At 70.0% G+C, this 13,088-nt stretch carries 15 protein-coding genes; 6 read left to right on the top strand and 9 right to left on the bottom strand.

Annotated elements, in window-relative coordinates:
* Positions 1–161: 161 nt before the first annotated feature.
* Complete coding sequence (locus ACGFQ9_RS14825; protein WP_393574152.1) at positions 162–2,057, bottom strand: potassium channel family protein; 1,896 nt, start codon at positions 2,055–2,057, stop codon at positions 162–164.
* A gap of 211 nt (positions 2,058–2,268) precedes the next feature.
* Entirely contained in the window at positions 2,269–2,571 is a 303-nt protein-coding gene (locus tag ACGFQ9_RS14820) for a hypothetical protein (protein ID WP_393574151.1), read from the bottom strand.
* Between the two features lie 572 nt (positions 2,572–3,143).
* Between ACGFQ9_RS14820 and ACGFQ9_RS14815 the strand changes: the two genes are divergently transcribed.
* A complete protein-coding gene (locus ACGFQ9_RS14815) occupies positions 3,144–4,037 on the top strand; it encodes a slipin family protein (RefSeq protein ID WP_393574299.1) in 894 nt (297 codons plus the stop codon).
* Between the two features lie 75 nt (positions 4,038–4,112).
* Here the strand turns inward: ACGFQ9_RS14815 and ACGFQ9_RS14810 are convergent, their stop codons facing one another.
* The 3 genes from ACGFQ9_RS14810 to ACGFQ9_RS14800 form a co-directional block, all read right to left on the bottom strand.
* Entirely contained in the window at positions 4,113–4,415 is a 303-nt protein-coding gene (locus tag ACGFQ9_RS14810; protein ID WP_393574150.1) for a hypothetical protein, read from the bottom strand.
* Positions 4,416–4,555: 140 nt separating this feature from the next.
* Positions 4,556–4,726, bottom strand: a complete 171-nt coding sequence (locus ACGFQ9_RS14805) for a hypothetical protein (RefSeq protein WP_393574149.1) — start codon at positions 4,724–4,726, stop codon at positions 4,556–4,558.
* Between the two features lie 19 nt (positions 4,727–4,745).
* Entirely contained in the window at positions 4,746–4,973 is a 228-nt protein-coding gene (locus tag ACGFQ9_RS14800; protein ID WP_150260784.1) for a twin-arginine translocase TatA/TatE family subunit, read from the bottom strand.
* A 200-nt stretch (positions 4,974–5,173) separates the two neighbouring features.
* Between ACGFQ9_RS14800 and ACGFQ9_RS14795 the strand changes: the two genes are divergently transcribed.
* Together ACGFQ9_RS14795 and ACGFQ9_RS14790 are read left to right on the top strand one after the other, a co-directional pair.
* Positions 5,174–5,578, top strand: coding sequence for a BlaI/MecI/CopY family transcriptional regulator (locus ACGFQ9_RS14795; protein ID WP_393574148.1), 405 nt, complete (start codon positions 5,174–5,176; stop codon positions 5,576–5,578).
* Positions 5,579–5,582: 4 nt separating this feature from the next.
* A complete protein-coding gene (locus ACGFQ9_RS14790; RefSeq protein ID WP_393574147.1) occupies positions 5,583–6,515 on the top strand; it encodes a M56 family metallopeptidase in 933 nt (310 codons plus the stop codon).
* Positions 6,516–6,554: 39 nt separating this feature from the next.
* On the opposite strand, the gene ACGFQ9_RS14785 is transcribed toward ACGFQ9_RS14790, so the two are convergent.
* The 4 genes from ACGFQ9_RS14785 to ACGFQ9_RS14770 form a co-directional block, all read right to left on the bottom strand.
* Positions 6,555–6,743 (bottom strand): antitoxin, encoded by a 189-nt coding sequence (locus tag ACGFQ9_RS14785; RefSeq protein ID WP_393574146.1) that lies wholly within the window; start codon positions 6,741–6,743, stop codon positions 6,555–6,557.
* 73 nt (positions 6,744–6,816) lie between these two features.
* Complete coding sequence (locus ACGFQ9_RS14780) at positions 6,817–6,945, bottom strand: hypothetical protein (RefSeq protein ID WP_393574145.1); 129 nt, start codon at positions 6,943–6,945, stop codon at positions 6,817–6,819.
* A 170-nt stretch (positions 6,946–7,115) separates the two neighbouring features.
* The gene (locus ACGFQ9_RS14775) at positions 7,116–8,132 is read right to left on the bottom strand and encodes a sporulation protein (protein ID WP_393574144.1); all 1,017 of its coding nucleotides are present in this window, start codon (positions 8,130–8,132) and stop codon (positions 7,116–7,118) included.
* 114 nt (positions 8,133–8,246) lie between these two features.
* A complete protein-coding gene (locus ACGFQ9_RS14770) occupies positions 8,247–8,465 on the bottom strand; it encodes a hypothetical protein (RefSeq protein WP_150260774.1) in 219 nt (72 codons plus the stop codon).
* A 406-nt stretch (positions 8,466–8,871) separates the two neighbouring features.
* On the opposite strand from ACGFQ9_RS14770, the gene ACGFQ9_RS14765 reads away from it, so the two are divergent.
* The 3 genes from ACGFQ9_RS14765 to ACGFQ9_RS14755 all read left to right on the top strand — a co-directional run bounded on the left by ACGFQ9_RS14765 (position 8,872) and on the right by ACGFQ9_RS14755 (position 12,470).
* Positions 8,872–10,203: a hemolysin family protein gene (locus tag ACGFQ9_RS14765; RefSeq protein WP_393574143.1), complete on the top strand. Its 1,332-nt coding sequence runs from the start codon at positions 8,872–8,874 to the stop codon at positions 10,201–10,203.
* Complete coding sequence (locus ACGFQ9_RS14760; RefSeq protein WP_393574142.1) at positions 10,200–11,279, top strand: hemolysin family protein; 1,080 nt, start codon at positions 10,200–10,202, stop codon at positions 11,277–11,279. The genes ACGFQ9_RS14765 and ACGFQ9_RS14760 overlap by 4 nt, the downstream gene beginning before the upstream one ends.
* A 126-nt stretch (positions 11,280–11,405) precedes the next feature.
* Complete coding sequence (locus ACGFQ9_RS14755; RefSeq protein ID WP_393574141.1) at positions 11,406–12,470, top strand: NAD-dependent epimerase/dehydratase family protein; 1,065 nt, start codon at positions 11,406–11,408, stop codon at positions 12,468–12,470.
* Positions 12,471–13,088: the final 618 nt, after the last annotated feature.

Below are 13,088 nucleotides of genomic sequence, written 5' to 3'. Positions count from 1 at the left end.
ACGGCGACGCGGAGCCTCGCGACATGAAGACGTGAGCCTCCGCGACCGGCAATCCCCGCCCTCTGTGGCCGCCATCGGAGTCGCGTCAACCATGCTTAATGCGACCAGAATTGACGCTCAGTAAGGCCGAGAAGGCTGCCCTGCTCCCGGTATCAGCCGTCTCACGTCCCGGAAGCGGAGACGGCGCCACGTCCGAGCAGCTCCGCCAGGCCACGACGGGTGGCCGCTAGAACCACCCGGTCCTGCGGCTTGAGGACGTACCCGGGGTGCAGATCCCAGGCCAGGCCCGCCTGGGGAAGGCGACTGTCCCCTGGTGCGGCGGCCAGATCGGGGCGCCGGTCCTCGGGTGCGCTGGTGTCCAGGGCGATTACGCGCCAGGCACCGGGCCGGAACGATTCGGCGATGGTCCGCCCCTCCAGCTGCGGATGGCCGGCCACCACCAGGGCGGCGAACAGCAGTACGCGGCGCTCGACCGGTATCGCGCCGAGTACCTGCCGGCCCATCATCGCGCCGGCGAAGGCGGGTGCCGCCAGGTGGGTCACGCTGCGGCTCCGGGTGAGGGCGTCCGGGTGTGTGGCGCGCAGGGTGCGGTACACGGCGGTGGCGAAGTCGTCCTCGTAGAGCCGCATCACGACCCGCAGATCGGGACGGACCGCCCGCGCGTACAGGGCTGCCTCCAGGTTCGTGATGTCCGCGCTGGTCATGGCGAGCAGGGAGTGCGCCTTGCCGACCCGCGCCGCTTCGAGCACGCCTTCTTCGGTCACGTCGCCGAGGACGACCGGTACGCGCAGCCGGCGCGCGAGCTCGATGCCCCTGGCTTCCGGGTCGGATTCCACGCACACCACCGGAATCTCGAGCTCGCGCAGTCGGGCCAGCACTCGTGCCCCGATCTTGCCGAGCCCCAGCAAAACGACATGGCCGGACGTCCGGCGGGCCGGCCGGCGCAGCGCGGTCGCGGTCCGGAACGCCCCCAGTCCCTCCAGTGCCGCCGCCACGAGCACCGGTAGCAGGAGAAGCCCCACGAACCCCGCAAGTATCTGCAGTGTCTTGCGCTCGGCCGGCTCCTCCACCGCGGGATCGTTGATCGCGAAGATGTCGAGGAGCGTGATGTAGGCCGCGTGCAGTGGATGGTCCCCGGTCGTGATCCAGGAGGCCACCGCCAGCGCGGCCACGGCCGCGACGATCCCTGCCAGGGACCACCGCAGCCGCCGGGAGAACAAAGAGGCAACGGGCAGCGTCGCCCCCGCCAGACGGCCCGCCGACACGACGGGGCCGGCATGCGACACGGCCTCCAGGGCCACGATGCCACGGCCCGTCGCGGCGGCCACCGCCCGGTCGTCAGGCAGCAGCTGCGGCCCACGGTCGCCACTGTGTTCCGAGCCCTCCGTGCCAGCCGGGTCGCCCGTGGTCGCCGAGAGCAGGGCGAGGGTGCACAGCCCCGGGTCGGCGACCTGGCCCCTGCCCGGCGGGGTGCGCTCGACCGCCCTGAGCAGCAACCCGTCCGCCTGCACGATCTTGCTGGTTCCCGCGATGGCGGAGGCGGCCAGGGCCGGCGCGGCGGTGTCGGCGTCGGACAGGACCGTGGTCGACGCGTCCAGTTCCCGCAGATCGAGTCCGGGTTCGGCGATGATCGCCGCCTGGTCGAGCAGCTCCTCCAGGTGCTGCCCCAGCTTCCGGTTGTAGAGCCTGATCACCAGCCGGAGCCTGGGGTTGAGCCGACGGGCCACCAGAGCCGCCCGCACGTTGGTCTCGTCGTCCTCGTACACCAGAGCCAGTGCGGCGGCCCGCTCAACTCCGGCTGCGGCCAGCAGCTCCTCGTCCGGTTCGGCCCCTTCCACGACACGCAGGTGCGGGTCCGGCTGCTCGGCCGCCGGAACGCGGGCGTTCCTGGCCACCGGTACGCGGCTGAGCAGTCCGAGGGCCCGCCCGGACCGTCGCCCCACCGCCGGCTGCGGCGCCCGGGCCTCGGGCACCACCAGCGTCACACGCTCCCGGTACACGTCCCGGAGTTCCACGGCCAGCCGCCTGGCCAGACCGTCGTCGCCGCATACGACCATCCAGCCATCGGGCAAAGGAAGTTGGGACCGAGAGAAATTCGCCACCGATCAAGAATGCACCGCCAGAAGGGCAGTTGCCCCGGCGGGTCCACATCTTGAACCAGACTACGAACGGCAACACGGGACGCGGGAGCCGGTCCCCTCGTCCATCTACACCACGGTGTACTCGGAAGTCATCTCCAGCTCTGCCGCAGCGCAGCCACAGGCCCTCTCAAGATCCGTCCCATATTCCCAGACGCTTGAGCCGATGTTGCCGGAGCCGCTCCGAAGCGGCCGTGAGGCCGAAGGCAAGCCCCATGAGGAGCCCGAACAGCACAGCGAACAGGAGATTATCCGGTCCCTCCTCGGGCGACAGCAACACGAAAAGGAGGGTGGTGGGCACGGCGACGCACAGGCCGGTGCCGATCCGGTGCCGGGCCACCCACTTCTGGATCCCCGTCGGACGCCGTTGGCCGCCCATGGCCCGGTCCAAAGCCCAGAACCCACGCACCAGAGAACGCCGCCAGTTCACCACGGCAGAAGGATATTGCAGCCAATCGGCTGCACCGGCCGAACTTCCCGTCGGGCGGCTTGCGGGCCACCACGCTCGGAGCAGCCGTGCTGGCCGGAGCCCGAGCTCAGGGAGCCATCACCCACAAGAGAGTTCAGGGGCAAGGCGGCTACACATGCAGCTACCGTTGCCCCCGGGCAGGAATCGGACCAGTCGGTGGTTCTCGGCCCACTAACAGGGGACGGCCCCGAACCGCACCCCTCCGAGGCGGCCCCGGCGGCGAGCCGGGGCCGCCGGCAACGGGGTATCCGCGTCCAGCGGCTGCCTGCCGGCACCCCTCACTGCCATCGCGAGCCCTGGGCGAACACGGTCACCGACCGGCCCCCGGCTGGCCCCAGACGAAACGCTGCGAGTACAGCAAGCTCCGCGCTCTTCACAGAGCGTGACAGGACGTGCAGTCTCAGCCGAGAGCACCAGCGCTCTCACCTGCGACAACTGCCCTTCCTGACGCCCGAGCGGCATCCCGGGTCTACCCCGCACCCTCAGCGGGAACAATCCCAAGAAGAAGTAAAATCTGATGATTTCTGGTGATTGTCATGCTGGAGGGACTGCTGACCGTACTCGCACTGGTGGGCGTCGGTGCAGTGCTGTACGTGGCGGCCGCCGCCCGGGTGATCAGGCAGTACGAGCGCGGAGTCGTACTGCGCTTCGGCCGCTTGATGGGTTCCGTCCGCGGTCCGGGGTTCACAATGGTCGTTCCCGTGGTCGACCGGATGCACAAGGTGAACATGCAGATCGTCACGATGCCGGTTCCGGCCCAGGACGGCATCACCCGGGACAACGTCACCGTGCGGGTGGACGCGGTGATCTACTTCAAGGTCGTCGACCCGGTGGACGCGATCATCCGCGTGGAGGACTACCGATTCGCCGTGTCACAGATGGCGCAGACCTCGTTGCGCTCGATCCTGGGCAAGAGCGACCTCGACGAGCTGCTGTCCAACCGGGAGAAGCTCAACCAGGGCCTGGAACTGATGATGGACAGTCCGGCCGTCGAGTGGGGCGTGACCATCGACCGTGTCGAGATCAAGGACGTTTCCCTGCCCGAGGGCATGAAGCGTTCCATGGCCCGGCAGGCCGAGGCCGACCGCGAGCGGCGCTCCAGGCTGATCAACGCCGACGCCGAGTTCCAGGCGTCCAAGAAGCTCGCCCAGGCCGCAGCGGTCATGTCCGAACAGCCGGCCGCACTCCAGCTGCGGCTTCTGCAGACCGTCGTGGCTGTGGCCGCTGAGAAGAACTCCACCTTGGTCCTGCCCTTCCCCGTCGAACTTCTGCGCTTCCTCGAACGCGCTGGGGACCATCACCAGGACCAGGCCACTCTGCAGCCCGCAAGGACAACCGCACGGACGACGGGTAGCGGACCGGGCGGCGAGTCTTCGCTCCCGGCCCAGCCCTCCCACGTGAAGGCAACAGGGACGGTGCGGCGGACCTGAGGGGCCGGCACCACGTGGGCGGGACCGCCGCGCGGGACGAACAGCTTCCCTCGGGAAGCGGCACGCGACGCCGCCCTAGCGCTGCGGGTCCTTGCGTTCCGCGAGCAGGAACAGGAGCACGGCAGCGGCGATGAAGCCGAACCCGACGTTCATACAAAACATGACCGTCTCCGTGGACGCGTCGGCGATCCGAGGGACCCCGTTGGCGAGCATGAGGGCGTAGAAGCACAGGACGCCATAGGCGCGAAGCCGCATTCCGGCTCGCTTCTTCCGCATCCACGGCGGCGTCCACCCTGCCAGCACGGCCAACGGAATCGGCAGCATCACCGCTGTCGACACCGCCAGCGCCATCCAGTGGTACATCGGGTTTCCGTTCACCGCGCCCCTCTTCGTCGGCGGCCAGCCTACGAAGGACTGAAGCGGGCCGTCCACGCCGGAGGAGCACGGTCCTCCGGACCACCCTGGTGCGTTCCCGTCCAGTGGACCGGCACCGCTGTGGCAGCGGGATCAGGAGGGCCTCAGCCTCGCTGCACGTCCGCGCCAAGGAGTCCGACACCCGCGACGAGGAGGGTCACGCCGACGGCGAGCACCGGGATTCCAGGACCGGGGAGCACGTAGAGCGCGGCGCCGACGATGGAGAGGAGCACTCCTACGGAGGCCAGCCCGATCGCGAACCAGGTCTCCGACACACTCGTCTCCTCAGTGGGTTCAGCTTCGGGAAGCGCCGCTGTCCGGCCGGGGATCGATCACGTCAGCGGGAGTCACCTCAATCACCCGCTTCGGTCCGGCGGCCGGCTCGTTGTCCGCCGCGCGCACCTCCCTCTTGAGTATGCGGGCGGACTTGCCCACGGCCCTCGCGAGTTCGGGTAGTTTCCGGGCACCGAGAAGCAGCACCAGCAGAATCAGGACGATGGCCATCTCGCTGATGCCGAACACGGCGACTCCTTGATTCTCTGCACGCTTGTGCATCCGCTGCGCAGTGAATCTACAGCAATGTAGAAACATGCGTGGCCCGCTCGGATCAGGTTCACCAGCGCAGGGGGAACCGCAGCGCACGGCGAGGTCAGCGCCATAGGTCAGTACGATGAACCACTCCGGCACTACGGCCGGGGCGCGGCAGATGGAGACCATTCGGCATGACGGAGCACAGAGCGGGCGGCGACGGGCGGCACCCGCGGCGGCGCGGGCAGGGCGAGCTCGAGATCGCCGTTCTGTCCGCCCTGGGCGAGGCTCCGGAACCGGTCACCGCAGCCTGGGTCCAGGACCGCCTGGGCGGCGAGCTCGCATACACCACCGTGATCACGATCCTGACCCGGCTGCACGCCAAGGGTGCCGTGGCGCGCCAGCGGGTCGGCCGGTCGTTCCAGTGGACACCGGTCGCCGACGAGGCCGGGCTTGCCGCACTGCGCATGCGGAGAGTCCTGGACGGCGAGGAAGACCGCCACGCGGTGCTCACCAGCTTCGTCACCGCCCTACCCCCGGGAGACGAGCAGCTCCTCCGCGACCTGTTGGCCCAGGCGGGCGAGGAGGAGGGAGACTGACACCATGGGGGTCTTCGTCTTCCTGCCGCTCGTCCTTCCGCTCACCGCCTGGCCGATCGCACGCCTGGCGGAACAGCACCTCCACCCGCGCACCGCGACCCGGCTGTTGACCGTCATCGCCGCTGTACTGGCCTGCTGCAGCACGCTGTGCCTCGCCCTGCTCATGGTCGTGGGCACGGCGCAACTCCCGGGCAATCCCCTGCCCGACAGCTGGTCGGACCCGGAGGTCCGGGAGGCCGTCCCGTACGACGAGGTCGCTGGACGGCTCGCCATCCCGGCGCTGCTGACCGTACTGGTCTCCTGTTCCGTCACGGCACGGCGGCACCGGCGGGTACGGCGCCGTGCGGAGGCAGCACTTCGTACGGCTCGGCCGGGGTCGGTGGCGGTGTTGCCGGACGAAGCCCCGTACGCGTACGCCCTGCCGGGCCGCCGGGACCGGATCGTGGTCAGCACCGGCATGCTCGCGGCGCTCACCTCCCGCGAGCGGCGGGCCCTGTTCGCGCACGAGCGTGCCCATCTCTGCTGCCGCCACCACCTGTTCCTGCTGGTGGTCCGGCTGGCGGCGCGGGCGAATCCCTTCCTGCGACCGTTGCGCACGGCCGTGACCTACACCTCCGAGCGGTGGGCCGACGAGGAGGCCGCGACACGGGTCGGCAGCAGGCGGACCGTGGCACGGGCCATCGGCAAGGCCGCGTTGATCTCGCGCGGCGGGGTGGCTCCCGCGGCGGCGCACTTCGCGGTGGCCGGGCCGGTACCGCGACGCGTGGCAGCGCTGTTGGGTCCGGCGCCCGTGGGCCGGGCCTGGCCGCCCGCGTTCACCCGGGTCGGCCTGGCGGTCTGGACCGCGGCGGGCGGGGCGACGGCCTCGGCCCTCTCTTCGGCGAACGCGGCCGTCACCCTCTACTTCATCCTGCACGCGGCCACGTTCTCCGCCTGAGCGGCAGCGGCCTGCGGCCTGGCCGGGTCGCTACTGGGACTACTCACCCAGACCTGTGAGGAAGCCCTTTGCCTTGTCCACGCCGGTGCCGATGTGGTCGCTGTATTTGCCGTCCGTCTTCTCGTCCACTACGTCGGCGGCCTTCTCCAGCCCCTGCGCCAGGACCTCACTGTGCTCCGTGGCCAGCTCGGTTGCCTTGCCGACCAAGCCCTTCAGGCTGTCGAACATGATCAGTTCTCTTTCGTCCGTTGGTGAAGGGGCCGGTCAGACCCCGCTGTTCCTGCCGGGCGTCGACGGCATCTCATGGGCTCGCACCGTCGTAGCGGTACCGGAGGGGCTCCTCCTTCACCCGGCGGTCGAGGCGGTACACGTAGAGCGCCGCGGCCCCTACTCCGGTCGCCTGGCCCTCCAGCTCACAGGGGTATGTCACTTGCACGACCGCCGGCCGGCCCGCGACACGCATACGCAGCCCTTCCGCCGGACCGCCGTCGAGTATGGCCATCTCCTGCACGTTCACCCTTCACGTCTTGGTTCCGCCCCTCCGAGTAGCTCCGGCTTTGGGCGCCCCGAGGGTCAGCCCATGTCCGGACCACCGACTCGTCAGGCTTCGTCGTCACCCTCGTCCCCGTCGCCCTCGAAGTAGTCACCGACCTCGTCGACGACTTCGGCCGCGACCATGCCGCCGACCACTCCCACGGCCAGTCCGGCCGCGCCGGCGGCGACGACCGTACCCATGCCCGGGCCTGAGCGATGGCCCGCGTGGCCGTGGCCGTGGCCGTGGTCGTGCTTGTCGCCGGCGTGCCCGTAGGAGTCGTGGCCGTGGGCCCCGTGGGCCGTTCGCGCGCCGTGCGCCTCGAGCAGGGCACGGATCCAGCCGTCGACCTCAGCATTCCAGTTCGTGTGGTCGGCTTGGTCATGGTGGACGGTGTAGCGGGCGAAAGCGTCATGCCCTTCGGAGAAAAGGCCGCCACGCTTGGCCGCCTCCAGGACGACCTCCATGCCGGCCGGGGAGGCGAGGAAGGTGACCTCGATCTCCTTGACCTGGTGGGCGTACTGCGGGGCGGGGGTCAGCTCGATCTCCTGATAGAAGGGCAGCTGCTGACCGGTGCCGGCGATGCGTCCGAATTCGAGGTCGGCGGACTTGAATCCGAAACCGAGCTGACCCAGAGCCTCCAGCACCGCCTCCTGGACGGGCAACGCGCGGACGGCGAAGGCGTCAAGGTCGCCCTTGTCCTTGGCCCCGGCCACGCCGAGTTCGGTGCGTACCCCGAGGACGATTCCGAGGGCCTGCCCGTGCAGCTCGCTGATGGGGGTCTCCCAGGGGAGCGAGACCGCGAACGGAACGGTGCGCTGTTCGCCCTCGTGGAGACGGAAACCGCCGTCGACGGTGAAGCGCTCGAAGACGACCACGCCGTCGTGCTCGCCGTGCTCGGTCTCCGCCTCGACGCGAGCGACGAGTTCGAGGGTGATGCGCTCGATGTCGAAGTCCGCGCGGCCTCCGGTGAGGCGGACCTCGCCGGACAGGCTGCCGCCGGGTACGGCGCTCACGGGGTCGAGGACCGTGTCGACGGTGGGACCGCCGACACCCATCGAGCCGAGCAGTCGCTTGAACACCATCGTGGCGTTCACTCCTTCAGTCATGGTTCACAGAGGCCGGCGCCCCGGCGGCGGCAGGCCGCCGGGGCGTTCGGGGGTGCACCCGGAGCGGGGGTGCACCCCCGGAGTGTGGTGTTACTTCGCGGTGTCCAGTGCGGCGAGGGCCTGGGCCCATCGGGCGAACTTGAGGTCGGCGAGGTCGGCGACGGTCTTGATGCCGAACGCCTCCTTGAGCAGCTCGCCCTGCCGCTCACTGACGCCCTTGAGGGCGTCCACGGGCGCCGCCAGGATCTCCGGCAGGCTCTTGTCCGCCCACGCCTTGTCGAGAACTCCGCCGAGATCGATCGAAGCCATGATCTTCCCTCCCTGAATACGAGCCAGCAGGCACGTGTGCGCCGCCAACGGCCATACCTCCGCCCATCGTTGCCGCCCGCACAGGCACGGACGGACTCGACATGCGAAGATCACCGATGACAGAATCTACACACATGTAGAAGCATAGGAGTAACGAGGGGGCCACGGGGCGTCGCCACGGAATCGGCCCGAAAGGGGCCGCGCCCCAGCGAGCAGAACCCCCTTTACTTGCCCTTGACCAAACGGGCGCGGATACTGTCCGCAACCGAACAACCGTCCGGACCACCCGGTCCGGCTGAGAGCGAATGGAACAGCGGCCCGCCATGGGTGAACCTCCCAGTCCCTGCCGTGCCACGTCCTACCTGGACACCCATGGGGTACACGGTCCCGGAGTGGGGGTGGCACGGTGACCGAGATCCTGCTGCTGCTCCTCGCTCTCGCGTTGACGTTGGCGTGCGCGGTGTTCGTCGCCGCCGAGTTCTCCCTGACCACGGTCGAGCGCGGCGAGCTGGAACGCGCCGCCGCGGCCGGGGAGCGCGGTGCCGAGAGCGCCCTGAAGGCCGCCAAGCGGCTGACCTTCCAGCTGTCCGGCGCCCAGCTGGGCATCACGGTGACCTCGCTGGTGATCGGCATGCTGGCCGAGCCCTCGGTGTCGGCGCTGCTGCACGGCCCGCTCACCGGGCTGGGGCTGCCCGAGGGAGCCGTGTCCACCACGGCGACCCTGCTGGGCGTGGCCCTCTCCACCATCGTGCTGATGGTGGTCGGCGAGCTGGTGCCGAAGAACTGGGCGATCTCCCACCCGCTGGGCGTGGCCAAGGTCGTGGCCGGTCCCCAGCGGGCCTTCACGGCCGTGTTCGCGCCGCTGATCCGCCACCTGAACAACACCGCGAACCGCCTGGTGCGCCGCTTCGGACTGGAGCCGGCCGAGGAGCTCGCCTCCGCCCGTACGCCCGAGGAGCTGGTCGCGTTGGCCCGGCACTCGGCCCGCGAGGGCGCGATAGCGGCCGATTCGGCCGAGCTGTTCGTGAAGACCCTGCACCTGGGCGAGCTGACGGCGGAGAACGTCATGACTCCGCGTGTGGACGTTCAGGCGCTGGAGGCCCACGCCACCGCGCTCGACGCCGCGAACCTGACCCTGGCCACCGGCATCTCTCGGTTCCCCGTCTACCGGGACTCCCTGGACGAGGTCATCGGCACCGTCCACGTCCGGGACGTACTGGCCCTCAACGAGGGCAAGCGGCCCCTCACCACGATCACCGACCTGATGACCGAACCCCTGCTGGTGCCGCACTCCCTGCCGGTGGACACACTGCTGGGCCGCCTCCGGAAGGCCCGCACCATGGCCGTGGTGATCGACGAGTACGGCGGCACCGCCGGTGTCGCCACGGTGGAGGACATCGTCGAGGAGGTCGTCGGCGCGGTACGTGACGAGCACGACCCGATGGAGGTCCCCGACCTCATCGAGGCGCCGGAGGAGGACGGCCGACGGGTCTGGGAAGCCGACGGAAGCGTGCGGCTCGACGAGCTGGAAGAGCTCGGGTTCAAGGCACCCGAGGGCCCGTACGAGACCCTCGCCGGCCTGATCGCCACCCGCCTCGAACGTATCCCCGAGGAGCGCGACACCGTCGACGTCGACGGCTGGGAGCTGTCCGTGCTCGACGTCGAACACCACCGTGCGGACCGGGTGACGATCACCGCGCCCGCCGCCATCGACGAGACCGACGAGGACGTCCAGTGACCACCGTTCAGCTGCTGATCGGCGCGCTGACGCTGGTCACCAACGCCTTCTTCGTCGGCGCGGAATTCGCCCTGATCTCCGTACGGCGCAGCCAGGTCGAACCGGCCGCCCTCAAGGGCGACCGGCGCGCGAAGACCACCCTGTGGGGCCTGGAACATCTCTCCGCGATGATGGCCACCGCCCAGCTCGGCATCACCGTCTCCTCGCTGGTGCTCGGCGCGGTCGCCGAACCGGCCATCGCGCACCTGCTGGAACCGCCCTTCGCCTCCCTCGGCGTGCCCGACGCGCTCATCCACCCGATCGCCTTCGTCATCGCCCTGACCCTGGCGACGTACCTGCACATGCTGGTCGGCGAGATGGTCCCCAAGAACATCGCGCTCGCCGCCCCGGCGCCGACCGCGCTCCTCCTCGGCCCGCCCCTGGTCGCCCTCACCCGGGCGCTGCGTCCGCTGGTCTTCGGCATCAACGCCTTCGCCAACACCCTGCTGCGCCTGCTGAAGGTCGAACCCAAGGACGAGGTCGCCTCGGTCTTCACCGACGACGAACTCGCCCGACTGGTCAAGGACTCCCGCGACGCCGGCCTGCTCGACCCGGAGGATAGCGAACGCCTCCAGGACGCCCTCGAACTCGGCACCCGCACGGTCGACGAGATCATGATCCCGCGCGCGGAGTTCGTCACTGTGAACCAGGACGTCACCCCGCGCGGGCTGGAGCGAATCGCTGCCGAGCACGGCTTCTCCCGCTTGGTCGTCACCAGCCCCGGCGGCGAGATCCTGGGCTTCCTGCACATCAAGGACGCCCTGGCTGCCACCGAGCGCGCCGCTCCCTTCCCGCGCGATGCTCTGCACGTCGTCACCACTGTCGACCGGGCCACACCCCTTGACGACACGATGACCGCCATGCGCACCGCCGGAACCCATCTCGCGGCCGTGGCGGACCTGGAAGGCCGGGTCATCGGCTTCGTCACCATGGAGGACGTCCTGGAGGAACTGGTCGGCGAAGCAGCTCACCGCCCGCTTCTGCCTGCCGGGCGAGTGCATCGGGAAGAGCCACACCGTCGCCTCGGTGAGCGATGACGTCCCACTCACAGCTGCCGAGCACTGAGACACCACTCGCGACCACTGCGGCTCCGGCATGACGGAAGTCTTACGTCCACGCGTGGAACATGCGTCAGCCGCGCGGCACTGCGTAACGTCCGGAGCATGCGCGTACTCGTCACGGGAGGGGCCGGGTTCATCGGCTCCCACATCGTCACCGCCCTCAAGGCCCGCGGCCACGACCCCGTCGTCCTCGACGCCCTGCTGCCCACCGCACACCCCGGTCCCCCTGCCCTGCCCGACGCCGAGTTCGTCCCGGCCGACGTACGGGACGCCGACGCGGTCCGGGCCGCGCTGCGCGGGGTGGACGTCGTATGCCACCAGGCGGCGATGGTCGGCCTCGGCAAGGACTTCGCCGACGCCCCCGACTACGTCGGCTGCAACGACCTCGGAACCTCGGTGGTCCTGGCGGAGATGGCGGCCGCCGGGGTCCGCGGGCTCGTCCTCGCCGGGTCGATGGTGGTCTACGGAGAAGGCCGCTACACCTGTGAACGGCACGGGACGGTGCGCCCCGGACCGCGCCGGACCGACGACCTGACGGCCGGCCGGTTCGAGCCCCGCTGTCCCGACTGCGGAGCCGAGCTCGTGCCGGGTCTGGTCGGCGAGGACGCGCCGACGGATCCGCGCAACGTGTACGCCACGACGAAACTGGCGCAGGAGCACCTCGCGGCGTCCTGGGCCCGGTGCGTGGAGGGCCGGGCGGTGTCACTGCGCTACCACAACGTGTACGGGCCGGGCATGCCGCGCGACACCCCGTACGCCGGGGTGGCCTCGTTCTTCCGGTCGGCCCTGGCCCGGGGCGAGTCCCCCCGGGTCTTCGAGGACGGCGCGCAGCGGCGGGACTTCGTTCACGTGAGGGACGTGGCCGCGGCGAACGTCGTGGCCCTGGAGGCCGTCGGGGGCGCCCCTGCCGGGATGCTGACCGCGTACAACACCGGCAGCGGGGAACCGCATACGGTCGGCGAGATGGCGTCGGCACTCGCCTCGGCGTACGGCGGACCCGCGCCGGTGGTGACCGGCGAGTTCCGGCTGGGCGACGTACGGCACATCACCGCCGACTCCGCCCGGCTGCGCGAAGAACTGGGCTGGCATCCGCGGGTGGGCTTCGCCGAGGGGATGGCCGATTTCGCCCGGGCCGGTCAGCGGGCCTCGGCAGGCGCCGTCGGCTGAGCCCTCCCGGACAGCCGCAAGGCGATACGGCACGGGCTGGCCCACGGGCGTCGTCGGCCGGCCCGTGCTTGGTTCCGGTCGATGGACGGGCGGGCACTGCCGAGGCGGCAGATCCGGCCCGAGCGGCTTGCTGATCGTTTCAGAATGGGATCTGCCAGCTTGTCGCGTCTGGCCTGCGGTGATGCCGACGGGTTCCCGCGTTTGGTTGGTTGCGTCGAGCCCGTGCTGTCCGCCTGTGTCGGCTTGATGCACCACTACGTTCCGGGGGGGGCCACGGTGACCGCGTACCTCGCCGGGCACGTGCTATGGGGATCGCGCCGCCGTCTGTGGGCGGCGAATAATCCGTTGACACCCCTGGAAGGTGTCCTGTTAGCCTTCCAGGGTCGTTCTGATTCGTTCTGGGCCTGTGTGCCCTGGAAAAGGGTGTTTGATGTCCCGGCCCGCGCCGAGTGCGCCTCGCCACACCGCGTAACCGTCCGCTGCCTTCCGCTGCCCGCTTCTCCGGGCCGCTGCCGGACGTGTCCTCCGGTGCTCTGACCTGCCTGTCCGCCGTTCCACGGCGTTGTCGGGCTGCCTTCTGACGAGGCCACTCGGCCTGCTCTTGCTGTCTTGACCCAC

Source organism: Streptomyces sp. NPDC048603 (assembly GCF_043199475.1).
GTDB lineage: Bacteria > Actinomycetota > Actinomycetes > Streptomycetales > Streptomycetaceae > Streptomyces.
Note: the sequence above shows the minus strand (reverse complement) of the source record. Positions and strands in the feature narration are given on the sequence as shown.

What these genes read in the sequence shown, in the direction of transcription:
- ACGFQ9_RS14825 (WP_393574152.1), bottom strand. Translation starts at nt 2,057, where the DNA reads ATGGTCGTATGCGGCGACGACGGTCTGGCCAGGCGGCTGGCCGTGGAA.
- ACGFQ9_RS14815 (WP_393574299.1), top strand. Translation starts at nt 3,144, where the DNA reads ATGCTGGAGGGACTGCTGACCGTACTCGCACTGGTGGGCGTCGGTGCA.
- ACGFQ9_RS14795 (WP_393574148.1), top strand. Translation starts at nt 5,174, where the DNA reads ATGACGGAGCACAGAGCGGGCGGCGACGGGCGGCACCCGCGGCGGCGC.
- ACGFQ9_RS14790 (WP_393574147.1), top strand. Translation starts at nt 5,583, where the DNA reads ATGGGGGTCTTCGTCTTCCTGCCGCTCGTCCTTCCGCTCACCGCCTGG.
- ACGFQ9_RS14785 (WP_393574146.1), bottom strand. Translation starts at nt 6,743, where the DNA reads ATGTTCGACAGCCTGAAGGGCTTGGTCGGCAAGGCAACCGAGCTGGCC.
- ACGFQ9_RS14775 (WP_393574144.1), bottom strand. Translation starts at nt 8,132, where the DNA reads ATGGTGTTCAAGCGACTGCTCGGCTCGATGGGTGTCGGCGGTCCCACC.
- ACGFQ9_RS14770 (WP_150260774.1), bottom strand. Translation starts at nt 8,465, where the DNA reads ATGGCTTCGATCGATCTCGGCGGAGTTCTCGACAAGGCGTGGGCGGAC.
- ACGFQ9_RS14755 (WP_393574141.1), top strand. Translation starts at nt 11,406, where the DNA reads ATGCGCGTACTCGTCACGGGAGGGGCCGGGTTCATCGGCTCCCACATC.